This window comes from Microbacterium sp. bgisy203, assembly GCF_057706945.1.
Genome location: NZ_JBYIPF010000008.1, coordinates 58,060 through 79,861, shown reverse-complemented (window position 1 = coordinate 79,861; position 21,802 = coordinate 58,060). Strand labels below are relative to the sequence as shown.

Here is a 21,802-nt window from a genome sequence, read left to right as displayed (position 1 = left end):
CGTGGCGGCCCCCAGTCGTGCGGCCGGGGAGACCCGGCGCGACTCGGTGGGCGCGGCCTTCGACGGCTTCTTCTTCGTCTTCGCCGGAGCCGCCTCCGTGTGGCTCGCGGTCATCGGGTTCACGCAGACGTTCGACGTCGGCTGGTGGGGCATCGCCATCGCGATCCTGTTCTGGCTGGCGCTCGCGTATCTGACGCTCCCGCGGCTGCACCGCATCCTGACCGCGATCTATGTGCCCGACTACTTCATCGGCCGGGCGCGGACGAGCGACGGACTGCTCGGCGACCCGGTGAACCTCGCCGCGATCGGCGACCGGCCCGCGCTCGAGCGCGCGATGACGGATGCCGGGTGGAGCATCGCCGACCCCGTGAGCTTCCGCTCGAGCGTTCGGATCGTGAACGCCGCCGTGCGCCGCCGGTCATACCCGACGGCGCCGGTGAGTTCGCTCTTCCTCTTCGGGCGCGAGCAGGACATCGCGTTCGAGCAGCAGGTCGACGGCAACCCCTCGCAGCGCCACCACGTGCGCTTCTGGCGGTGCCCGGACGGATGGTTCCTCCCCGGCGGCGCGCAGGTCGACTGGGTGGCGACGGCGAGCTTCGACCGCTCGGTCGGACTGTCGCTGTTCACGCTGCAGGTGACGCACAAGATCGACGCCGACATCGACATCGAGCGCGACCACGTGCTCGCGACGCTCGCCTCCTCGAGCACGCCGCCGCGCGTCGAGGTCGTCGAGAACTTCTCGACGGGCTACCACACGCGCAACGGCGGCGGCGACTCCGTACGCACCGACGGGGCGCTCCCGATCGTGCACCTGGGTGAAGGGGTGGCGGGCCGGGATGCCGGGACCGCGCAGGATGCCGGGACCGCGCAGGCCGCCGGCTCCGCGCAGGCCGCCGGGGCATCCGTCTCCGCGGCATCCGTCCTGTCGGGCGGTGCCCCCGCCGATCCTGACCGGCTCCCCGAGAAACGGTCCGCGGCCGAAGGGGCCGAGACCCTTCTCGCGCCGACGCCGTACGACCCCGGAATGCACCGACCGGTGACGATCGTGGCCGGCGCGGCCCTGCTCCTCACGCGCGCGCTCGTCGGGGTGCTCGCGGCGCTCGGCGTCTTCCGTGGCTGGGACGGCACTCTCGGCGACGCCGGCACGGTGATCGACGCGATCACCGGAGCGTTGGGATCGACGTTCGGCGGCGCGGCGTCGTCCTCGAACGGCGGCCTCGTCACCGCGACGGTCGTCGTGGCCGCCGTCGAGCTGATTCTCGCCGTGTTGATCTTCGGGGGGCGGAACGCGGCCCGGGTCCTCGTGATGGTGATCGCGGTCGTCGACATCGCGGTCGCGTTCGGGGTGTGGCTCGCGAACGGCGGATCGTTCGACTCCGAGGGGGCGATGGTCGCGGTCGCCGTCGACACGCTCATCCTGCTCGCGCTCTCGAGCCGCAGCGCCGCCGCCTACGCGCGGCGCACCGAGCGCACCGAGCGCACCGAACGCACCGAACGCACCGGGCAGCGCACGGACGAGCAGGCCCCGCGCGGCACGGCCGCGGCCTAGGCTGAGCCGCGTGATCAGACTCGCGACGATCGGCACCAGCACCATCACCGAGCGGTTCGCGGATGCCGTGGCGCACGTGCCCGGCATCCGCATCGACGTCGTCTTCTCCCGCGACGCGGAGCGCGGGCGGGCGTTCGCGGAGCGCCTCGGCATCCCGAGCTCCGCCGACGACCTCGACGCCCTGCTCGCCTCGGGCGACATCGACGCCGTCTACGTCGGGTCTCCGAACGGCGCGCACGCGGCGCAGGCGCGGGCGGCGATCGCGGCCGGTGTGCACGTGCTGATCGAGAAGCCCGCCACGCCGACGGCGGCGGAGTTCGAGGAGCTCGTCGCGGCGGCGCAGGAGCGCGGCGTGGTGGTGCTCGAGGCGATGCGGAACGCGTACGACCCCGGGCTCGCGACCGTCGCGGAGCTCCTGCCCGAGATCGCGCCGGTACGGCTCGCGTCGTTCGGTCAGGCGCAGTACTCGGCACGCTACGACCTCGTGCTGCGCGGGGAGACGCCGAACATCTTCGACCCGGCACTCGCGGGCGGTGCCCTGTACGACCTCGGGGTGTACCCGCTGAGCGCCGCCGTGGAGCTCTTCGGCGCGCCGGACGCGGTGACGGGCGAGCTCGTCGGCGTGGCGACCGGCGTCGACGGCGCAGGAGCCGCGGTGCTCCGCTACCCGGGTCACGTCGTGCAGGTGTCGTTCTCGAAGATCGGTTTCTCGCACCGGCCGAACGAGATCCAGGGCGAGCGGGGCACGATCGAGATCGACGAGATCACGGCGCCCCGGATGATCGTCGTCACGCTGCGCGACGGCACGCGTACCGAGCATCCGGTGGTCGCAGCCGAAAACAACATGATCTACGAGGTGGCGCGTTTCGCGGCGCTTGTCTCGGGCGGCGAGGACGCGGCGCCCGACCAGGAGCGGTCTGTGGCGGTCCTGCGCGCCGTGGCGGCGATCCGCGCCGCGGGCGGTGAAGAGGTCGAGGGAGAGGACTGACATGGCCGACACGAAGAGCGGGTTCAGCGACGACGAACGCGCCGCGATGCGCCAGCGCGCCGACGAGCTGCGCGCGAGCAAGGGGCTGAAGGGCGCGGCGAAGACCGCGAAGGAGCTCGAGGCGTGCATCGCGGCGATCGATGCGCTCGACGGCGTCGACAAGGAGGTCGCGGTCGCGCTCCACCAGATCGTGACCGAGGTCGCCCCGCAGCTCGCGCCCAAGACCTGGTACGGCTTCCCGTCGTACGCCGACGGCGACGGCAAGGTCGTGGTGTTCTACCAGCCGGCATCCAAGTTCGACACGCGCTACGGCACGGTGGGCTTCCAGGAGGAGGCGCACCTCGACGACGGGGCGATGTGGGCGACCTCCTTCGCCGTCGTCGAGGTGACGGATGCCGTGAAGGCAGAGCTCCGCACCCTCGTCGCCCGCGCCGCCGGCTGACGTACCGCAGGGCACCCTCCGCGATGGCGCCTAGACTGGAGGGGTTCCCGTTCCGTCTGACCGGATGAGCCCCCACGTGACCGATGCGACGTCGCGCACCTTCGAGGTGCGGCATGTGCAGCTCGCGCGCGCCTTCCTCGCGGCGGTCGCGGCGATCATGATCACGTTCACCGCCGATCACTCCGCGGCGGTCGGGCTCGCGGTCTTCAGCGGCTACGCCATCGCCAGCGCGATCGTCTTCTTCGCCGCGGCCTGGCTCGTCTACCCGGCGGACTCGCGCGGCGTCGTGATCCTTCTCGGCGTCGTGAACCTCGTCGCGGGCATGATATCCGGCATCCCGCCGCTGCGCACCACGACGACGTTCTTCGTGCTCGTCATCGCCTGGGCGGCGGTCACCGGCCTGATCGAGCTGATCGCCGGCATCCGCGCGCGCCGCACCGGCGACCCCGCCGCACGCGACGCGATCCTCATCGGTGCGATCACGCTCGCGCTCGCCGTCGCGCTGCTCGTCGTGAACCCCGCCTACAGCCTCGAGTACGTCATCCGCGAGGCGGGACCCGAGCCCTTCACGCTCACCGGCATCACGATCGGAGTGGGCCTGTTCGGCGGGTACGCCGCGATCGTCGCCGTGTTCCTCGGCATCGCCGGCTTCTCACCGCGGCGCGAGGTGACGTCGACCGATGTGACGGCACGCGGCGGAGCACCGATCGACGAGCACGCGGCCGACGCACCGCGCGCAGGAGAGGCCGCATGACCGAGCACCACCCGTCCGACCCGCAGAGCGAGGATGCCGGTCGCGCGCCCACCCGCCGCGACCTCATGAAGCCCGTGCAGCTGCTCGGCTTCGCATTCGCCGCCGCGCTGTTCGCGGGCATCATCACCCTCGTGTCGATGGGATTCTTCCAAGACCTGAGCGGCGATCAGCGTATGCAGGTCGTCATCGTGTCGCTCATCGTCGCCGGTATCGCGTTCATCGCGACGCTCGTCATCATCGCGCTCCTCATGCTCGCCGTAGATCCCGCTCAGGTCGCGAAGCCCGTCGACCGGGCCGTGCTGTTGCCCGAGTCGGAAAACGGCGGAGAGTCGCCGGATGCCGCGGCATCCGACGACTCTCGCTCCTGAGCTGCGCGTCGGGGTCAGCTGCCGAGCAGCTGCAGGCGCCGTCGGCGCAGCACCAGGTAGCCGCCGACGGCGACGAGCGCGAGCGCGAGGCCCGCGAGCGTCACGGGCACGGTGCCGCCGGTGACCGCGAGCGGGCCGCCGCCCGAGGTCCCCGCAGCGTCTGAGCCACCGCCCGCGCCGGGGACCGCACCCGCCGACTCGGACGCCGACGGAGACGGCGCCGGGTCGACCGGAGCCGCCGCGTCGACCCGGAACGGGACCACGACGCGGGTGCCGGTCTGCACGCCCGTGACCGTCACGGTGTGGTCGCCGGGTTCTTCGGGTGCGGTCACCCGGTAGGTCGCGACGCCCGAGCGCACGTCGGTCTGACCGAGGTCGACGGGGTCGGAGGCGACCACGCCCGTCGCCTGCCAGTCGGCGGCGAGACCCGAGACCGTGACGTCGAACTGCGCACCCGGCTTCACGGCGGCGGGCGCCGAGCCGGTGGCGCCGCGCGACAGCGCCGCGAGGTCGCGGTTCCACCCGCGCGAGGCGGTGAAGAACAGGTCGGTCTGGTCGGTCAGGCCCACGACGTTCGCAGCTCCCGGGCCGTACCCGGCGATGCGCACCTGCGCTCCGGTGTGCTGCTGCGAGCCGCCCGCGGGTGACGTGCCGTACGCGACGATCATCTCCTGTCCCTCGAGGGTGAGGAGGTGGGTGTTCAGCCCGGGAATCGCCTCGCCCACGATCTGGCTCGTGTGCGCGTGGTCGGCGGTCACGACGACCAGCGTGTTCTTGTCCGCCTTCGCGAAAGCGAGCGCGACCTGCACCGCTTCGTCGAGGTCGACCGTCTCACCGATCTGACCGCACGCATCGGCGGCGTGGTCGCGCTTGTCGATGCTCGCACCCTCGACCTGCAGGAAGAATCCGCGGTCGCCATCGAGCAGGCCGATCGCCTTTTCGGTCAGCGCGGCGAGCGACAGACCGCTCGCGAGGCGCTCGGGGTTCTCGGTGCACGGCGCGGCGGCCGGAAGCGCGCCGCCCGCGGGCAGGTCGGTCGCGGCGGGGCCCACCCAGCGGGTGGGGAAGTTGCCGGGCGTGAACAGACCCAGGACGGGGGCGTCGGCGTCGGCGCGGGTGACCGCGTCGAGACCCGCGAGGTCGGAGACCACCTGGTACCCGCGGGCGCTCGCCTGCTGGAACAGGGTCTGATCCTTCCAGGGCCCCGCCTTCGCCTTCTGGGTGAAGCTCGCCGAGCCGCCGCCGAGGACGACGTCGGGGCGCACGTTGAGCAGCTGCTCGCTGATCGAGCCGAGGCCGCCGTTCTCCAGCGCCTCCGACGCGCAGTCGGTCGAGGTCTTGTCGGGGCCGTAGCAGCCGCGCTTGGAGATGTGCGAGATCTGCGCGCCGGGCGTCGCGTCCTGGATCTCGGCCGTCGAGACGTTCCCGGTCTTCAGTCCGTTCGCCTTGGCGATCTCCAGCAGCGTGGCCTGAGGCTTCTTGTTCACATCGACGCTGAGCCGCCCATCGACCGTCTTGGTGCCCGTCGACCAGGCGCTCGCGGTCGACGCCGACTCCGATGCGTAGTCGGGAGTGCCGTCCTCGTGCACCGAGAACGTCGTGTACTGACCGGTGAGGGGCAGGGCGTCGATGCCGGCGAAGCGGCCCGCCGCGCCCTCGGCGTAGTTGCGGGCGACCGTGATCTCCGAGTCGCCCATGCCGTCGCCGATGAGCAGGATGACGTTCTTGGCCGGTCCGTCGACGATCGAGTCGCGCAGCGCCTGGGTCATGTCGCCGTCGTTGCGGGTGGCGCCACCGTTCTGGGTGATGTCGTCCGTCGTGTCGGCCGCGAGCGCAGGCACGGCGCCGACGGCGAACGACAGGGTGAGTGCGGCCGCACCGGCGGCGGCGGCGACGACCGTGCGTCGGCGGCGCGGGGGGTGAAGTGCCATGAGTGGAGGTCTCCTCTGTCCGAAGCGGCGTCGACGGGGTGTCGAACGCCTCCGGACCAGGCAACCGGCGCCTGCGCAACGGCGAGTGGACCGCGGGTTGCCGGCAGGTGACGACTCCGGGCGGGACTACACCTCGTCGACGAGCGGGTCGGCGAGACCCGTGTAGGTCGCGGGTGTCAACGCGACGAGCCGCGCCTTGGCATCCGCACCGATGTCGAGCCCCTCGACGAACTCCACGAGCTCCGCCTGCCCGACGCGGCGTCCGCGCGTGAGGTCCTTGAGGAGCGCGTACGGGTCGGTGATCTGCGAGCGCCCCGCGACGATCTCGGCGCGGACGACGGTCTGGATCGCCTCGGCGAGCACCTCCCAGTTGGCGTCGAGGTCGGCCAGCAGCACGTCGCGGGCGAGGAGGATCTCCTGCAGGCCGCGCCCCAGGTTGTCGAGGGCGAGGAGCGAATGCCCGAACGCGACGCCGATGTTCCGCTGGGTCGTCGAGTCGGTGAGGTCGCGCTGCATGCGGCTGGTGACCAGGGTCGCCGCGAGCGTCGTGAACAGCCCGGCTGAGATCTCGAAGTTCGCCTCGGCGTTCTCGAACCGGATCGGGTTGATCTTGTGTGGCATCGTCGACGAGCCGGTCGCGCCGGCGACGGGGATCTGGGCGAAGAACCCGAGCGAGATGTACGTCCAGACATCCGTCGCGAGATTGTGCAGGATGCCGCCCGCGTGCTTCACGCGGTCGTAGAGCTCCACCTGCCAGTCGTGCGACTCGATCTGGGTCGTCAGGACGTTGAAGTGGATGCCGAGACCTTCGATGAACTCCCGGGAGAGCTCCGGCCAGTCGACGTCGGGCGCGGCGGCGAGGTGTGCCGACCAGGTTCCGGTGGCGCCCGAGAACTTCGCGAAGTAGTCGCCGCTCTCGATCTGCTGCGCGACGCGGTCGAGACGCCACGCGAAGACGGCGAGCTCCTTGCCCATCGTCGACGGGGTCGCGGGCTGGCCGTGGGTGCGCGAGAGCATCGCGGCGTCGCGGTGCTCGCGGGCCAGGTCCGCGATCGCCGAGATGACCGAGCGGAACTTCGGCAGCCAGACGTTCTCGACGGCGCGCTTGACGGTCAGGGCGTACGAGGCGGAGTTGATGTCCTCGCTCGTGCACGCGAAGTGGGTGAGCTCGGCGACGGCATCCAGTCCCAGCGACGACAGCCGGTCGCGGACGAGGTACTCGACGGCCTTCACGTCGTGGCGGGTGACCGCCTCCTTCTCGGCGAGCCAGTCGATCTCGGCCTGGCCGAAGTCGCGGTAGAGAGCGCGGAGGCTGTCCTTCTCGGCATCCGTCAGCGGTGTCGCGCCGAAGAGGCCGCGATCGGTGAGCGTGATGATCCACTCGACCTCCACCTCGACGCGGGCGCGGTTCAGGCCCGCCTCGGAGAGGTAGTCGGCGAGCCCCGAGACGGCGGCGCGGTACCGTCCGTCGAGGGGGCTCAGGGGCTGCGGGGGCAGGGAGGAAGGCACGGGGATGCTCCGATCGGGGACATCGGGCGCTCAGGACGTGGGACGGATCGCGGGTTCCAGCTGCCGGAAGAGCGCCCGGCTCGCGCTTTCGATCATACCGAGCACGTCGTCGAACATTTCGGGGCCCGCGTAGTAGGGGTCGGGCACGTCGAGGACGCCGCCGGCGGATTCGTCGAACGACAGCAGCAGCGCGAGCTTGTCGGCGTCGTCGGGCGTGCGCGCCCAGCTGGAGAGGATCCGCTCGTGCGACCGGTCGAGCGGCACGATCAGGTCGTTGCGATCGAAGTCGTCGAGGGAGAACTGCCGCGCGCGGTGGGCGGTGCCGTCGTAGCCGCGGCGGCGGAGCGCCTCGACGGTGCGCGCGTCGGCGCGCTCGCCGACGTGCCAGTCGCCCGTTCCCGAGCTCGTCACGGCGACGTGGTCGGAGAGGCCCGCGCGCTCCGCGAAGCCGCGGAAGACGACCTCGGCCATCGGCGACCGGCAGATGTTCCCCGTGCACACGAAGGCGACGCGGAACGGCGCGACACGATCGGGCATCCCCTCATTGTGGCGAGGACGGCGGCCGCACGGAAGAGCGGGCGGAAGACGGCGGAACAGGCGAAGGGATGCCGCGGTGCCGCGCCCGTCATCGGCTCCTCCCCAGGTGACCGTTTCGCGAGGTTGTCCACCGATCCGGCATCCGCCGCTCCACGCGCGGCCGACAGTGTGCAGGGTCGACGCATGGACCCCTACACCGACTCCCTCGCCCTCGAGGCGTTCGCGACGGCCCGGCGGCTGCTGCGCGACGCGGCCTCCGACACGCTCGCGCTGGGCAACCGGGCCGATGCCCTCGCCGACGCGACCAACTGGCAGTCACGCGCGACCGACGCCTATCGCGTCGGCGTCGCGGAGCTCGTCGAGCGTCTGCGCGCGCTCGGGCGGCTCATCTCCGTCGTCGACGGTGATGTGGCGCTCGCGCAGGACGAGCTGGCCTGGCGTACGAAGGCGCGGGTGTGATCATGGGCAACGAGGACGAACTCGACATCCGCAGCGGCGGAATCGTCGCCGTCGACACCGTGACGCTCCGCGCTGCGGCCACAGACCTCCGCGCGCTCATGACGGGGTGCGAGGGGGTGGCCGCAGACCTCGCGCGTGCGGGTGCGATCCTCCGGCAGCGGGAGGTGTGGTCGGCACCTCCCACGGGCGCGGCAGCCGAGGCGGGTGAGCGCGCGAGCCGGCTCGCCACCGACCTCGACACGATGGCCGACACGTACGAGATCGTCGAGCTGCGCGCGCAGGCGCTCGTGGCCGCGGCATCCGGCGACGAGATCAGTGCGCAGCGCATCCGCGCCCAGATCGGCGATCTCCTGGCGTCGAACCCCGAGCTCGCAGGGCGCGTGGCGAAGGAGGCGAAGCGCAGTTGGGAGCACGACGTGGATGCCTTGGGGCGCCAGTACGGCCTGGAATCGATCCTGCCGGGCCTGCAGGTGCTCGATGGAGCGCTCCCCGACGAGCAGTGGTCCGCGGCGATGGCGGCGGGTCTTCTCGGCCTCGTCGGCGGGATCACGGGCACGAAGCTCACCGGCCTCGGGGTGATCACGCGCGACGACAAGCTGCAGGGGCCGCCCGTGCCGGTGACGGTGACGCGCACCTCGACGACGAGCGGCACCGCGCCGACCAAGATGACCGACCTCGTCGACCGGGTGCCCTCCGGCAGCGACACGCGCGTGCGGGTCGAACGGTACGCGATGCCCGACGGGTCGCGACAGTTCGTGGTCTACGTCTCGGGCACGGTGGGGGGTGACGACGAGAAGGAGGCGTGGGACTGGCAGTCGAACCTCGACAACCAGTTCGGGCGGCAGTCGGCGTCGCAGGCCGCGATCCGCGCGGCCCTCGAAGATGCCGGGGCGCAGCCGGGTGACGTCGTGAACCCGGTGGGGTATTCGCAGGGCGGCGCGGGTGTGTCGCACCTCGTCGTGTCCGGCCCGTACGAATCCGACGTCATGGTCACGATCGGCGGCCCGGTGCAGGCCGATGTCGGTCCCGACACGCTGAACGTCGCGCTGCGCCACGGCGACGATCCCTTCTCGGCGCTCTCCAACGGCGGTTTCGCCGCGGGATCGGGCGCACCCGGCAGCATCGTCGTGTCGCGCGAGACGCCCGGCACCGTGTTCACGGAGATGTTCGGCGACGGTTTCGCGGCGCCGCACATGCTGGAGAAGTATCGGGAGACCGCCGAGATGCTCGACGCGTCGGGCGACCCTCGCATGGATGCCGTCTACGAGAAGTTCGACGAGCTCGACACCGCGGTCGGCGTCGAGGTGTTCGAGTACAGCGCCGAACGGGTTCTGCCGGATCCGCCGGCCCCTCACCCGGACGGGCTCGGTGTGCCGGGTGTGCCGCGGGTACCGGGCGTGCCGAGCTTCCCGCTCGGTACGTCGTCGACCCCTAGTTCCGCTTCGACTGAGGGCGCAGGATGACGCTGAAGATCCAGTTGATGAGGGAGATCACGAGGGCGGCGAGGATGCCGTGCCACAGGTCCTCGACCCGCAGCCCCCAACCCCACCACTGCGTGAACCACGCCGTGATGACCAAAAGCAAGCCGTTGATCAGGAGGGAGATGAGGCCGAGCGTCAGGATGTAGAGCGGGAACGCGACGACCTTGATGACCGTGCCGATGATCGTGTTGACGAGGGCGAACACGGCCGCGACCACCAGCAGGCTGATGACGAGCTGCGCCGTCTCGCCGGGGGCGAACGGGATCACCGTCGTGCCGAGCGCGGGGATGAGGGTGACGACCCAGATGGCGAAAGCGTTGACGACGACGCGGATGAGAAAGCGCATGGTGCGCTCAGTGTGTCATGCCCCGCCGACGCTGTCACGGCGCGTCCTCGTAGACTCGTCGCGTGACCGATCTTCCCGTCCGTGTCCGTCCCGAGATCGCCGCGCTCCCGCCCTACCGGCAGGGGAAGCAGGCCGGGGCCGAGGCCTTCAAGCTGTCGAGCAACGAGAACCCGTTCGAGCCCCTGCCCGGTGTCGTGCAGGCGGTGCAGGCGGCGGTGTCGTTCAACCGCTACCCCGACGCGACGACCCCGCGCCTGCGCGCCCGCCTCGCCGAGCGGTTCGGCGTGGCCGACGACGCGGTGCACGTCGCGGCCGGGTCGGTGTCGATCCTGTACCAGCTCGCGCAGGCGACGAGCGGGCCGGGCGACGAGATCCTCTTCTCCTGGCGCTCGTTCGAGGCGTACCCGGGGCTCGCGGTGGTGGCCGGGGCGACCGCGGTGACGGTGCCGAACGACGCCGACGGCGGCCACGACCTCGACGCGATGGCGGATGCCGTGACCGAGCGCACCCGGCTCGTGATCGTCTGCAGCCCGAACAACCCGACCGGGCCCGTCGTGACCCAGGACGGGTTCGAGGCGTTTCTCGCACGGGTGCCGCAGGACGTGCTCGTCATCCTCGACGAGGCGTACGCCGAGTTCGTCACCGATCCCGACGCCGTCGACGGTGCCCTGGTCGTTACGTCCGGGCACCCGAACGTCGTCGTGCTCCGCACGTTCTCGAAGGCGTACGGGCTTGCGGGCCTCCGCATCGGCTACGCCGTCGGCGACCCGCGGGTGCTCGCGATCGCGCGGACGACCGGCATCCCCCTGTCGGTGACGGCGCAGGCCGAGGAGGCCGCGCTCGCGAGCCTCGACGCCGAGGACGAGCTGCGCGTGCGCGTCGCCGAGATCGCCGAGCGCCGCGACGCCCTCGTCGCGCGTCTGCGTGAGACAGGGTGGGACGTGCCCGACGCCCAGGGCAACTTCGTGTGGCTGCCGGCGGGAGATCGCGCTCTCGAGGTCGCCGCCGCGTTCGAGGAGGCGGGCCTCATCGTCCGCCCGTTCGCCGGTGACGGTGTGCGCATCTCGATCGGCGAGCACGAGTCGATCGCCGAGGTCGTCGCGGTCGCGCAGCGCACTGCGGCGCACACCTCTTCGTCGTCGTCGCCGTGATGGCGCTTTCTCCGTCGCCCCGATAGCGTGTGTGCCACCCACCGACGGGAAGGCGCCCATGAGTGAGACGACGAAGACCACCGACCACGCGAGCACGGACGCCCGGAGTTCGGACGCCCGGCGGACGGACGCCCAGCGGACCGACGCCCTGCGAACCGACGCCCTGTGGCGCGGGATCATCATCGCGATCTTCGCCTTCGGAGTCATCGTGGCGCTCGGCCTGCCGCTTATCACCGGCACCTGGACGTCGGTGATCTCGTCGATCCCGATCTTCGCGTTCGGCATCCTCATCGCGGCGATCCGCTCGATCCGGCCCTGACGTCCGCGGGCGCGTGCTCAGGTGGCTGTGAATCCCAGCTTCTCGGCGCCGCGAGCGATCCAGGGGTGGCCGGCGAAGGCATCCCACACGAGCGTCGAACCGAGCGCCGTCGCCCCCAGGAGCGCGGTCGCCCCCTTGTTGAGGCCGTAGCGCGGCGCGGCGTACCAGGGTTCGTCGCGCTCGAGGTTGACGCCGTCGGTCGCGCCCCAGCGGTTCCACGCCCCCGGGTGCTCGTCGCGCAGGCGCCGCAATGCCGGAGAGACTTCGTCGGGTGCCAACGGGAGCGCGCCGAACAGCGACACCGGCGGTACCGTGCCGTCGCAGCGCGGCTCGTGGGCCGACGGTCGGGCTCCATTGACGACGTACCCGTGCGGACCGAACCCCGCGGCCGGACCCCACAGCCCCGCCGCGAATGTCCGCCAGGTGCCGGCCTGATCGGCGCACCACGCCTTCGAGGCGAGCGAAGCCTCGCGCGCGTTCGCCCACCAGTTGCGCCCATCGAGGTCGCGCACACGCTGGAACGGGTAGAACGCGAGCGGGAAGTGGTAGGTGAAGAGCGTGCCGCCGGGCTCGTACACGCACTCGTGCCCGCCGTACGCCCCGACCGGCTTGTCGACCCCGCGCCACAGCGCCTGCGCCAGCTCCTGCGGAACCGCCGGATGCCCGGCCGCGAGCAGATACATCGGCAGCTGTTCGGCCGTCATCGTCCACGCGCTGACGAAGCCGGCGTCGTCGGCACCGTCGGCGTAGTCGTCGCCCGCACTGCCGACCCAGGCCATCCGCAGGACGGTGCGCCCGTCGGTCTCGTCCACCAGCCAGTGCCAGTCGATGCGCGCGAGCAGGCGGTCGACGCGGGCGCTCAGGTCGTCGTCCGCGAAGAAGGATGCCGCCGCCACGGCCCCGCACAGAGCGAGTGTCGTGTCGATCGTCGAGTACTCCGAGCGTCCGCGGCGCTCGCCGGTCTGCGGGTCGACGAAGTGCGCGAGGAAGCCGTTGCGGTGCGGAACCGACTCCTCCAGGGTGCGCAGGGTCGCCCGCACGCGGTCGTGGACGGCCGCGCGGGTGAGGACGCCCCGTTCGACACCGACGCACCACGCGGCGAGTGCGAACCCGGTCGCCGCCACGGTCGCGACATCGGGCAGGTCGTCGCGGTCGAGGACGAGCCCGCATCCGGGACTGTCGAGGTCGCCGTTCGCGTGCTCCCACAGCCAGCGGATCGAGGCATCCACCTCCTCCGCCGTCAGCTCCCGGATGTCGTCGTCGAGGGCGATGGTCTGCGGTGCGGCGGTCGTCATGCGACGGACTCCTTCTCTGCGGGTGAGGTCTCTGCGGGCGAGGTCTCTGCGGGTGAGGGGACACGTTGCGCGGCGGATGCCGAGCGGGACTCGAACGGGTTCGGGATGGCGTCGAGCAGCTGCCGGGTGTACTCCTCGCGAGGATGATCGATGACCTCGGACGCGGGACCCTGCTCGACGACGACGCCCTCGCGCAGCACGATGGCGTGGTTCGCCAGGCTCTGGGCGCTCAAGAGGTCGTGCGTGATGTAGAGCATGCCGACGCCGTGGTCTTTCACGAGCGACTGGAGCACCTCGAGGATCTCGGCGCGGATCGACACGTCGAGACTCGCGATGGGCTCGTCGGCGATGACGAGGCGCGGCTCGGCGGCAAGTGCGCGGGCGATGACGACGCGCTGACGCTGACCTCCGCTGAGCTCGTGCGGCAGCCGCCCCAGAAAGCGACCGGCAGGGGTGAGTCCCACATCCTCGAGGAGGCCGGCGGCCCGTTCGACGGCTTCGCGGGAGCGGACGTGGAGGTAGTTCTGCAGGGGCCGGGCGAGGGCGTAGCCGACGGTGAGCGACGGGTTCAGGGCGGCGTACGGGTCCTGGAAGACGTATTGCACGTTCCGTCTGTACTCGCGGGCGAGAGCGCCGCGCAGCTTCGTGATGTCGTGCTCTCCTCCGCCCGCATCGCCGCGCATCTTCGCGTGGTAGCGCACCGTCCCCGAGGTCGGCTCGGTCGCGAGCGAGCGGCGACCGACATCCTTGTCTCGCGCGGACGGCGAACCGCGGCATCCGTTATGGGCGTCATGCAGAACGGCGCATGCGTCCGGGTCTACCGTGGAAACATGACCCCGTCTGACGACCCGGCACTCGTGCGCGTCCTCGCGGCCGACGGAACGTTCGCCCCGACGCCCGAAGCCGAACGCTTCCTGCCGCTCATCGATGCGCTGACGGATGCCGAGCTCGAGACGTTCTACCGCGACATGGTGCTCGTCCGCGCGTTCGACCGGCAGGCGACGAACCTGCAGCGCCAGGGGCAGCTCGCGCTGTGGCCGCCGTCGTACGGCCAGGAGGCGGCGCAGGTCGGGTCGGTGAGGGCGGCGCGGCCGCAGGACCACCTCTTCCCGAGCTATCGCGAGCACGCCGTCGTGACGATCCGCGGCGTCGACCCCATCGACATCATCCGCGTCATGCGCGGGCTCACGCACGGCGGATGGGACCCGACCGACCCGAAGAACGGCAACGCGCACATCTATACGCTCGTCCTCGGGTCGCAGACCCTGCACGCGACGGGGTACGGCATGGGTCTCGTGTTCGACGGGCGCTGCGGCTCCGGCGACCCCGAGCGCGATGCCGCGGTCGTCGTCTACTACGGCGATGGCGCGTCCAGCCAGGGCGACGTGCACGAGGCGATGGTGTTCGCGAACACCTATCGGACGCCCCAGGTCTTCTTCCTGCAGAACAACCAGTGGGCGATCTCGGTGCCCGTCGCCACGCAGTCGCGTGCGCCGCTCCACGCGCGGGCGGCGGGGTACGGCATGCCCTCGACGCTCGTCGACGGCAACGACGTGCTCGCGAGCTACGCGGTCTCGAAGCTCGCCCTCGACGAGGCGCGCGCCGGCGGCGGCCCGCAGGCGATCGAGGCGATGACCTACCGCATGGGCGCCCACACGACGAGCGACGACCCGACGAAGTACCGCGCCTCCGACGAGGAGGAGTCGTGGGCGCGGCGCGACCCGATCGCCCGCATGCGCGCGTTCCTGGAGGGGCGCGGCGCGGCGGCATCCTTCTTCAGCGAGGTGGATGCCGCAGCCGCCGCCTACGCCGACGACGTGCGGGTGCGCACGAACGAGCTCGGCGGCCTCGAACCGTCGTCGATGTTCGCGCACGTGTACAGCGAGCCGCATCCGCTGATGGCGCAGCAGTCGCAGTGGCTGGCGGACTACGAGGCATCCTTCGAGGGAGGTGCGGCATGACCGCGGTGACCGGAACCGACACCGCGGCGGCGTCCGCGGCGGCCGCGACGACGACGATGCCCTTCGCGAAGGCGCTGAACGCCGGCATGCGCGCGGCGATGACCGCTGACGACCACGTCCTGCTCATGGGCGAGGACATCGGCAAGCTCGGCGGAGTCTTCCGCGTGACCGAGGGGCTGCAGGCCGAGTTCGGTGATCGGCGCGTGCTCGATTCGCCGCTTGCGGAGTCGGGTCTCGTCGGCACGGCGATCGGGCTCGCGATGGCGGGGTTCCGTCCGGTGGTCGAGATCCAGTTCGACGGGTTCGTCTTCCCCGCGTTCGATCAGATCACGACGCAGCTCGCGAAGCTCACCAACCGGCTTGAGGGCGCGATCTCGATGCCGGTCGTCATCCGCATCCCCTACGGCGGGCACATCGGTGCCGTCGAGCACCACCAGGAGAGTCCCGAGGCGTACTTCGCGCACACCGCGGGCCTGCGGGTCGTGTCGCCCTCGACGCCCAACGACGCGTACTGGATGATCCAGGATGCCATCACCTCGCCCGACCCGGTGATCTTCCTCGAGCCGAAGGCGAAGTACTGGATGAAGGGCGAGGTCGACACCACCGAGCGCGCCCTGCCGCTGCACGCGTCGCGGATCGTCCGGCGCGGCACCGACGTGACCCTCGTCGGTCACGGCGCGATGGTGACGACCCTGCTGCAGGCTGCGGCGCTCGCCGAGAGCGAGGGCACGTCGTGCGAGGTGATCGACCTGCGCTCGATCTCGCCGATCGACTATGGACCGATCCTCGACTCGGTGCGCCGGACCGGGCGGATGGTCTACGCGCAGGAGGCGCCCGGCTTCGCGTCGGTCGGCTCCGAGGTCGCGGCGACCGTCATGGAGCGGGCGTTCTTCGCGCTCGAGTCGCCGGTGCTGCGGGTGTCGGGCTTCGACGTGCCGTTCCCGCCCGCGAAGCTCGAGGGCGTATACCTGCCCGACCCCGATCGCATTCTCGAGGCCGTCGACCGCGCCCTCGCCTACTGACCACCCACGCCTACCCTCCCGCCACCCCCCCCATGACCGCGAGACTGCATCTGTAGGTCGAGACAGTGGTCAGTAGCCGCAGTCTCGAGGCGCAGAAGCAGTTTCGCGGTCAGGGGGCGGGGGCGAGGGAGAGGGAGAAGAGGAAGAGGAAGAAACCATGAGCACGCAGACCTTCCACCTGCCGGACGTCGGCGAAGGACTCACCGAGGCCGAGATCGTCCAGTGGCGCGTCGCGCCGGGCGACACCGTCGAGGTGAACGACGTCCTCGTCGAGATCGAGACCGCGAAGTCGCTCGTCGAGCTGCCGTCGCCGTTCTCGGGGACCGTCGGCGAGCTCCTGGCGCCCGAGGGCGAGACCGTCACGGTCGGCGCCCCCATCATCACGATCGCGGGCGGTGCCGCAGAGCCGGATGCCGCCGCCGGCCTGTCGGCGCACGGCGAGCCGGCGGCCCCCGCGGAGGACGAAGGTGAAGGCGCCGTGCTCGTCGGCTACGGCACGGGCGGCGCGGTCGCCTCGCGGCGCAGCGCCCGGCCCGCCGAGCGGACAGCCGCCGTCAAGGCGTCGGTCGGCGTCGTCGCGAAGCCTCCGGTGCGCAAGCTCGCGCGCGACCTGGGCGTCGAGCTCGCGCAAGTGACTCCGAGCGGCCCGGCCGGCGAGGTGACGCGCGACGACGTCGTCGCCCACGCCGAGCAGGCGAGCGTCTTCCGGAACCTCGCAACCCCCGCCGCTCCTGTCGAGCGCGAGCGCACGATCCCCGTCTCAGGCATGGCGCCGGTGCCTCCGGCATCCGCCGCTTCCCTCCCCGGCCGCGAGGAGACCATCCCCGTCAAGGGGGTGCGGAAGGCCACGGCATCCGGCATGGTCCGCTCCGCGTACACCGCGCCGCACGTGACCGTCTGGACCGACGTCGACGCGACGCGCACGATGGAGCTCGTCAAGCGCCTGAAGGCGTCGCCCGACTTCGCCGACATCAAGGTGTCGCCGCTGCTGATCATGGCGCGCGCCGTCATCTGGGCGTGCCGCCGGACGCCGACGGTCAACGCCGCGTGGATCGACAACGAGGACGGGTCGGCCGAGATCCACGTCCGGAACTACGTGAACCTCGGCATCGCCGCGGCGACCCCGCGGGGGCTCCTCGTCCCGAACATCAAGGACGCGCAGGACCTGAGCCTGCGCGAGCTCGCCGCGGCGCTCGAGAAGCTCACGCTCACGGCGCGCGAGGGCCGCACGAGCCCCGCCGACCAGCAGGGCGGAACGATCACGATCACGAACATCGGCGTCTTCGGGATGGATGCCGGAACGCCGATCATCAACCCGGGGGAGTCGGGCATCGTCGCGATGGGGACGATCCGTCAGAAGCCGTGGGTCGTCGAGGGCGAGGTGCGACCCCGCTTCGTGACGACGGTGTCGGGCTCGTTCGACCATCGCGTCATCGACGGCGACGGCATGAGCCGCTTCATCGCCGACGTCGCGTCGATCCTCGAAGAGCCGGCGCTGTTGCTGGACTGAGGGTCGCGCTCAGGCGCCCGCGCTCCCCGGTTCCGTGCAGTCGGGCTCGACCGGTGGCTCGACCGGTGGATCGGCAGGCGGCTTGCGGATAGGGTGACGCCATGACGACAGGGCGAGTGATCGCACCGGTGATCCCGGAGGGGGCGAAGCCGAAGGGACCGGCGAGCTACTTCCCGGGTATCGAGAGGCAGTACGGGCGTCCGGTGCAGGAGTGGCTCGACATCGCCGCCGACAGGCTGACCGAAGGCGACGGCCACATGGAGGTCGTCCGCGTTCTCAAAGAAGACCACGGCCTCGGACACGGCCACGCGAACGCCGTCGTCGCCTACGTGAGGGCGCACCAGAGCTGACGCGTCGCGGTATGTCGACGCGTCGCCGCCTCGCCCGGTCCTCAGGCGGCGGACGCGTCGACGCCGTGCGCGGATCAGGAACTCTGCAACGCCGCCCAGCCGATGAGTGCATCGAGACGCCGTACATCCATACCGCGGCCGAGTTTGATCTTGATGTGCCCCGCGCGGGTCCAGAGCTCGAGCTCGGAGTTCCAGTCGAGCGTGCCGGCGTTCTCGCTCGACCACATATTGATGGCCGAGTAGGGCAAGGAGTAGATCTCGACCTTCTTGCCCGTCATGCCCTGCGCGTCACGCACGATGAGACGTTTCGTCGTGAAGACGGCCGAGTCTCGGAACGTCGCAAAGGCAGCGACGGCCTGCTCGCCCTGCAGGAGCAGAGGTTCAATGTCGGCGGGGATCGGGATCTCGCGCTGGAGGGTCCACGTGAGGATCGCGGAAGGTTCCATGATGTGTCCTCTCGCCGTATCAGTAGCCGACGGCGGCGACGCCGTACTCTGCCTGCTCAGCGGTGAACCCCTCGAAGAGGAGCTGGTCGATGAGACCTTGGCGAGAGAAGGAGGTGAACTCGAGGTAGGACTGTGCGGACTTGGCCGCCTGCTCGTTCCAGTCCACGGTGACGTGGTCGACGGCGTATTCTGCGTCGGCCGTTTCGAATCCCTCGTACTCCAGCTGCGAGATCAGACCCGTGCGCGAGAACGCGGTGAAGCGGAGGTAGCTCTCCGCGGAGCGCGTGGCGTTCTGCTGCGAGAGAGTGGCAGCAGGTGCCGCAGGCGCGGATTCAGCGGTGGGGGACGCGACGGGCTCCTCGACGACGGGCGTTTCGGCGGCGGGGCTCTCATCCTCCGCGGGGGTCTCATCGACGGCGGGTGAGACGAGTGCGGCCGGTCGGTCGGCTACAGCCGAGACTGCAGGCTTCGGCGATACGGCACCGATGATCATTCCGAGTACGACGAGGGCTGCTGTCACGATCCAAGCGACCTTCTTGTACTGCTCATACCCGACGAGCGGACGCCCCCACTTGTCCTTCTGCGACCCACTCAGCACCAGGATGACGTCGACGAGCCACCAGATGCCGAGACCGGCGAACGTCACGAGCTTCAGGATGCCGGTGCCGATCTTGCCCAGGTAGAACCGGTCGACGCCGAGGAAGCCGAGGAGATAAGCGAAGAGCCAGGTCGCGATGAAGCTCTTGCCGCCCGGCTGCGCACCCGGCCGGGACAGAGCCGTCGGCGCGCCGGCGAGGTACGGCTGCGCGGGAGCGGTGGGCGCCGCGTAGGGATTCGTCGGCTGGGGGACTGCCCCGACAGGGGCAGGACCGGCCGGCGCACTGTACGGGTTCGTCGGCGGGGCGTAAGGACCGACCGGGGGTGCGGGCGGCGGCGTGGGGGACGTGGACGGGTCGGTCATGCTGACTCCAGGCTGTGACTAGATTATGAGAAAGTTCTCATTTATCTGAGTCTACGTTCCGCCTAGGACATCGGCAGATCGCGTGCGCGCCCGGCATCCCCACTCAGCGCGTGCGGGCGGAACGCACGCTCGCTTCCGGCGAGAGGTCGAGGCGTCGCAGCAGCTGGGCGTTGAGGGCGACGACGACCGTCGACGCCGACATGAGCAGGGCGCCGACCGACATCGGCAGCACGAAGCCGATGGGGGCGAGCACTCCCGCCGCGAGCGGCACGGAGATCAGGTTGTAGCCCGCCGCCCACCACAGGTTCTGCCGCATCTTGCGGTAGCTCGCCCGTGACAGCTCGATGACCGAGAGCACCGAGCGAGGATCGTCGCTCGCGAGGACGACGCCCGCCGAGGCGATCGCGACGTCGGTGCCGGCGCCGATCGCGATGCCGACGTCGGCCTGCGCGAGCGCGGGGGCGTCGTTGACGCCGTCGCCGACCATCGCGACCTTCTTCCCCTCGGCCTGCAGGCCCGCGATCCGCGACGCCTTGTCTTCGGGGCGCACGCCCGCAAACACCCGGTCGATGCCGAGCTCGGATGCCACGGACTGCGCGACCGCTTCGGCATCCCCTGTGATCATGACGACCTCGATGCCGCGGGCGTGGAGGGCGTCGATCGCCTCGCGCGACTCGGGACGCACCCGGTCGGCGAGGGCGAGCGCTCCGACGACAGCACCGTCGACGACGACGTGCAGGATGATCGCGCCCTCGCGACGCCACGCGCCGGCGGCATCCGACTCGCGCCCGCCGACCTCGTCGAGCAGGCGCGGGCCGCCGACGCGCACCTCGTGACCGTCGACCGTCGCGGTGACGCCCACCGCGGGCGCGGAGCGGAAGCCCGTGGCCGTGGAGCGGGTGAGTCCGCGTTCGTCGGCCGCGGCGACGATCGCACGCGCGAGGGGATGCTCGCTGTCTGCCTCCGCCGCGGCGGCGAGGGCGAGGATCTCGTCGCGCTCGTGCCCGGACTCCGCCGCGATGTCGGTGACGGTCGGGCGACCGGTCGTGAGGGTGCCGGTCTTGTCGAAGACGACGACATCGACCGTCCGCATCGCCTCGAGCGCGCGTCGATCGGTGATGAGCACGCCCCCGCGCGCGGCGCGCTCGGTCGCGATCGAGACGACGAGGGGGATCGCGAGTCCCAGCGCGTGCGGGCAGGCGATGACGAGCACCGTGATCGTGCGGACGACGGCGCTGTCGGGGTCGCCGATCGCGGTCCAGACGATCGCGGTGACGACCGCGGCGCCGAGCGCGAACCAGAAGAGCCATGCGGCGGCGCGGTCGGCGAGCAGCTGCGCACGAGAGGTCGAGCTCTGCGCTTCGGAGACGAGGCGGCGGATGCCGGCGAGCGTCGTGTCGTCGCCCGTCGCGGTGACCTCCACGCGGAGCCCGGAATCGGTCGCCACGGTGCCCGCCGTGACGGTGTCGCCGACCCCGCGCGTGACGGGCCGCGACTCGCCCGTGACCATCGATTCGTCGATGTCGGCGGTGCCGTCGACGACGCGGCCGTCGGCGGGGACGCTGCCGCCCGGGCGCACGACGACGACGTCGCCGACGCGCAGCTCGGAGGGCGAGACGGTGACGATGCGGTCGCCGTCGACGCGTTCGGCCTCATCGGGCAGGAGCGCGGCGAGCGAATCGAGCGCGGACGTCGTCGCGGCGAGCGATCGCATCTCGATCCAGTGGCCCAGCAGCATGATGACGATGAGCAGGGCCAGCTCCCACCAGAACTCGAGATCATGGTGCAGGATGCCGAGACGTGCGCCCCACGACGCGACGAAGGCGACTGTGATGGCGAGCGCGATGAGCATCATCATGCCGGGCCGCCGGGCGCGGAACTCCTCGACGGCGCCGGTGAGGAACGGCCACCCGCCCCAGAAGTACATGACGGTGCCGAGGATCGGCGCGACCCACGAGATGCCCGGGACGTCGGGCAGCTCGTACCCGATGAGCATCGCGAACATGGGCGAGAGGAGGACGACAGGGACGGCGAGAATCAGGTTGATCCAGAAGAGGCGCCGGAAGCGGGCGACGTGACCCGCGTGCCCGCCGTGCCCCGCGTGCCCGCCCATGTCGTGACCGCCGTGACCCGCGTGCATGTCGTGCCCGACGTGCATGTCGTGACCCGCGTGCATGTCGTGCCCGGCGTGCATGTCGTGCCCCGCGTGCCCGTCCATATCGTGGTGCGCATCCATGTCGTGGTGCGCGGCGTGGTCGACCGTCGCGTCGTCGACCGTCGCGTCGGTATCGGTGTCGGGGGTGGCGACATCCGGGTGGTGGTGCATCGGGTCGGTCATCTGCTCTCCTCGCGCGGCGGGAATCCTCCGCTGTCGGCAACAACAGGATACCCCCGGGGGGTATTCCGCGCGATGGGGGTGGCGC

22 protein-coding genes are annotated in these 21,802 nt (G+C 71.1%); 13 read left to right on the top strand and 9 right to left on the bottom strand.

Annotated elements, in window-relative coordinates:
* The first annotated feature begins 1 nt into the window (after window position 1).
* The 5 genes from AC3ENQ_RS11940 (at window position 2) to AC3ENQ_RS11920 (ending at window position 4,101) form a co-directional block, all read left to right on the top strand.
* Window positions 2-1,549: an LssY C-terminal domain-containing protein gene (locus tag AC3ENQ_RS11940; RefSeq protein WP_431804869.1), complete on the top strand. Its 1,548-nt coding sequence runs from the start codon at window positions 2-4 to the stop codon at window positions 1,547-1,549.
* A 10-nt stretch (window positions 1,550-1,559) separates the two neighbouring features.
* Complete coding sequence (locus AC3ENQ_RS11935) at window positions 1,560-2,537, top strand: Gfo/Idh/MocA family protein (RefSeq protein ID WP_431804867.1); 978 nt, start codon at window positions 1,560-1,562, stop codon at window positions 2,535-2,537.
* A gap of 1 nt (window position 2,538) precedes the next feature.
* Window positions 2,539-2,979, top strand: coding sequence for a hypothetical protein (locus tag AC3ENQ_RS11930; protein ID WP_431804865.1), 441 nt, complete (start codon window positions 2,539-2,541; stop codon window positions 2,977-2,979).
* 76 nt (window positions 2,980-3,055) lie between these two features.
* The gene (locus AC3ENQ_RS11925; protein WP_431804863.1) at window positions 3,056-3,733 is read left to right on the top strand and encodes an acyl-CoA synthetase; all 678 of its coding nucleotides are present in this window, start codon (window positions 3,056-3,058) and stop codon (window positions 3,731-3,733) included.
* On the top strand, window positions 3,730-4,101 hold the full coding sequence (locus AC3ENQ_RS11920) for an amino acid transporter (RefSeq protein ID WP_431804861.1): 372 nt from the start codon (window positions 3,730-3,732) through the stop codon (window positions 4,099-4,101). Before AC3ENQ_RS11925 ends, AC3ENQ_RS11920 begins: the two co-directional genes overlap by 4 nt.
* Window positions 4,102-4,115: 14 nt before the next feature.
* Here AC3ENQ_RS11920 and phoA read toward each other — a convergent pair whose 3' ends face one another.
* The 3 genes from phoA to AC3ENQ_RS11905 form a co-directional block, all read right to left on the bottom strand.
* Entirely contained in the window at window positions 4,116-6,032 is a 1,917-nt protein-coding gene (gene phoA, locus AC3ENQ_RS11915) for an alkaline phosphatase (RefSeq protein WP_431804859.1), read from the bottom strand.
* Between the two features lie 126 nt (window positions 6,033-6,158).
* Window positions 6,159-7,541 carry an adenylosuccinate lyase gene (gene purB / locus AC3ENQ_RS11910; protein ID WP_431804857.1) on the bottom strand — a complete coding sequence of 461 codons (1,383 nt, stop codon included), beginning with the start codon at window positions 7,539-7,541 and terminating at the stop codon, window positions 6,159-6,161.
* Between the two features lie 30 nt (window positions 7,542-7,571).
* Window positions 7,572-8,078, bottom strand: a complete 507-nt coding sequence (locus AC3ENQ_RS11905) for a low molecular weight protein-tyrosine-phosphatase (protein ID WP_431804855.1) — start codon at window positions 8,076-8,078, stop codon at window positions 7,572-7,574.
* Window positions 8,079-8,261: 183 nt separating this feature from the next.
* On the opposite strand from AC3ENQ_RS11905, the gene AC3ENQ_RS11900 reads away from it, so the two are divergent.
* Together AC3ENQ_RS11900 and AC3ENQ_RS11895 are read left to right on the top strand one after the other, a co-directional pair.
* Entirely contained in the window at window positions 8,262-8,537 is a 276-nt protein-coding gene (locus tag AC3ENQ_RS11900; protein ID WP_431804853.1) for a hypothetical protein, read from the top strand.
* A 2-nt stretch (window positions 8,538-8,539) separates the two neighbouring features.
* Complete coding sequence (locus AC3ENQ_RS11895; protein ID WP_431804851.1) at window positions 8,540-10,000, top strand: hypothetical protein; 1,461 nt, start codon at window positions 8,540-8,542, stop codon at window positions 9,998-10,000.
* Here AC3ENQ_RS11895 and AC3ENQ_RS11890 read toward each other — a convergent pair.
* The gene (locus tag AC3ENQ_RS11890) at window positions 9,969-10,364 is read right to left on the bottom strand and encodes a phage holin family protein (protein ID WP_431804849.1); all 396 of its coding nucleotides are present in this window, start codon (window positions 10,362-10,364) and stop codon (window positions 9,969-9,971) included. The genes AC3ENQ_RS11895 and AC3ENQ_RS11890 overlap by 32 nt on opposite strands.
* Before the next feature lie 62 nt (window positions 10,365-10,426).
* On the opposite strand from AC3ENQ_RS11890, the gene AC3ENQ_RS11885 reads away from it, so the two are divergent.
* Together AC3ENQ_RS11885 and AC3ENQ_RS11880 are read left to right on the top strand one after the other, a co-directional pair.
* Window positions 10,427-11,515: a histidinol-phosphate transaminase gene (locus AC3ENQ_RS11885; RefSeq protein ID WP_431804847.1), complete on the top strand. Its 1,089-nt coding sequence runs from the start codon at window positions 10,427-10,429 to the stop codon at window positions 11,513-11,515.
* A gap of 58 nt (window positions 11,516-11,573) precedes the next feature.
* The gene (locus AC3ENQ_RS11880) at window positions 11,574-11,834 is read left to right on the top strand and encodes a hypothetical protein (protein ID WP_431804845.1); all 261 of its coding nucleotides are present in this window, start codon (window positions 11,574-11,576) and stop codon (window positions 11,832-11,834) included.
* A gap of 17 nt (window positions 11,835-11,851) precedes the next feature.
* On the opposite strand, the gene AC3ENQ_RS11875 is transcribed toward AC3ENQ_RS11880, so the two are convergent.
* Window positions 11,852-13,129 carry a glucoamylase family protein gene (locus AC3ENQ_RS11875; RefSeq protein WP_431804843.1) on the bottom strand — a complete coding sequence of 426 codons (1,278 nt, stop codon included), beginning with the start codon at window positions 13,127-13,129 and terminating at the stop codon, window positions 11,852-11,854.
* On the bottom strand, window positions 13,126-13,812 hold the full coding sequence (locus AC3ENQ_RS11870; RefSeq protein ID WP_431804841.1) for an ATP-binding cassette domain-containing protein: 687 nt from the start codon (window positions 13,810-13,812) through the stop codon (window positions 13,126-13,128). Before AC3ENQ_RS11870 ends, AC3ENQ_RS11875 begins: the two co-directional genes overlap by 4 nt.
* Window positions 13,813-13,959: 147 nt before the next feature.
* Between AC3ENQ_RS11870 and AC3ENQ_RS11865 the strand changes: the two genes are divergently transcribed.
* The 4 genes from AC3ENQ_RS11865 (at window position 13,960) to AC3ENQ_RS11850 (ending at window position 17,972) form a co-directional block, all read left to right on the top strand.
* A complete protein-coding gene (locus AC3ENQ_RS11865; protein WP_431804839.1) occupies window positions 13,960-15,090 on the top strand; it encodes a thiamine pyrophosphate-dependent enzyme in 1,131 nt (376 codons plus the stop codon).
* Window positions 15,087-16,112 (top strand): alpha-ketoacid dehydrogenase subunit beta, encoded by a 1,026-nt coding sequence (locus AC3ENQ_RS11860; protein WP_431804837.1) that lies wholly within the window; start codon window positions 15,087-15,089, stop codon window positions 16,110-16,112. The genes AC3ENQ_RS11865 and AC3ENQ_RS11860 overlap by 4 nt, the downstream gene beginning before the upstream one ends.
* A gap of 157 nt (window positions 16,113-16,269) precedes the next feature.
* Window positions 16,270-17,622 (top strand): dihydrolipoamide acetyltransferase family protein, encoded by a 1,353-nt coding sequence (locus tag AC3ENQ_RS11855; RefSeq protein WP_431804835.1) that lies wholly within the window; start codon window positions 16,270-16,272, stop codon window positions 17,620-17,622.
* A 101-nt stretch (window positions 17,623-17,723) separates the two neighbouring features.
* On the top strand, window positions 17,724-17,972 hold the full coding sequence (locus AC3ENQ_RS11850; RefSeq protein ID WP_431804833.1) for a DUF4287 domain-containing protein: 249 nt from the start codon (window positions 17,724-17,726) through the stop codon (window positions 17,970-17,972).
* A gap of 74 nt (window positions 17,973-18,046) precedes the next feature.
* Here the strand turns inward: AC3ENQ_RS11850 and AC3ENQ_RS11845 are convergent, their stop codons facing one another.
* The 3 genes from AC3ENQ_RS11845 to AC3ENQ_RS11835 form a co-directional block, all read right to left on the bottom strand.
* A complete protein-coding gene (locus tag AC3ENQ_RS11845; RefSeq protein WP_431804831.1) occupies window positions 18,047-18,418 on the bottom strand; it encodes a PH domain-containing protein in 372 nt (123 codons plus the stop codon).
* Between the two features lie 19 nt (window positions 18,419-18,437).
* Window positions 18,438-19,379, bottom strand: a complete 942-nt coding sequence (locus AC3ENQ_RS11840) for an Ltp family lipoprotein (RefSeq protein ID WP_431804829.1) — start codon at window positions 19,377-19,379, stop codon at window positions 18,438-18,440.
* A 103-nt stretch (window positions 19,380-19,482) separates the two neighbouring features.
* Window positions 19,483-21,717, bottom strand: coding sequence for a heavy metal translocating P-type ATPase (locus tag AC3ENQ_RS11835; RefSeq protein ID WP_431804827.1), 2,235 nt, complete (start codon window positions 21,715-21,717; stop codon window positions 19,483-19,485).
* Between the last annotated feature and the right edge of the window lie 85 nt (window positions 21,718-21,802).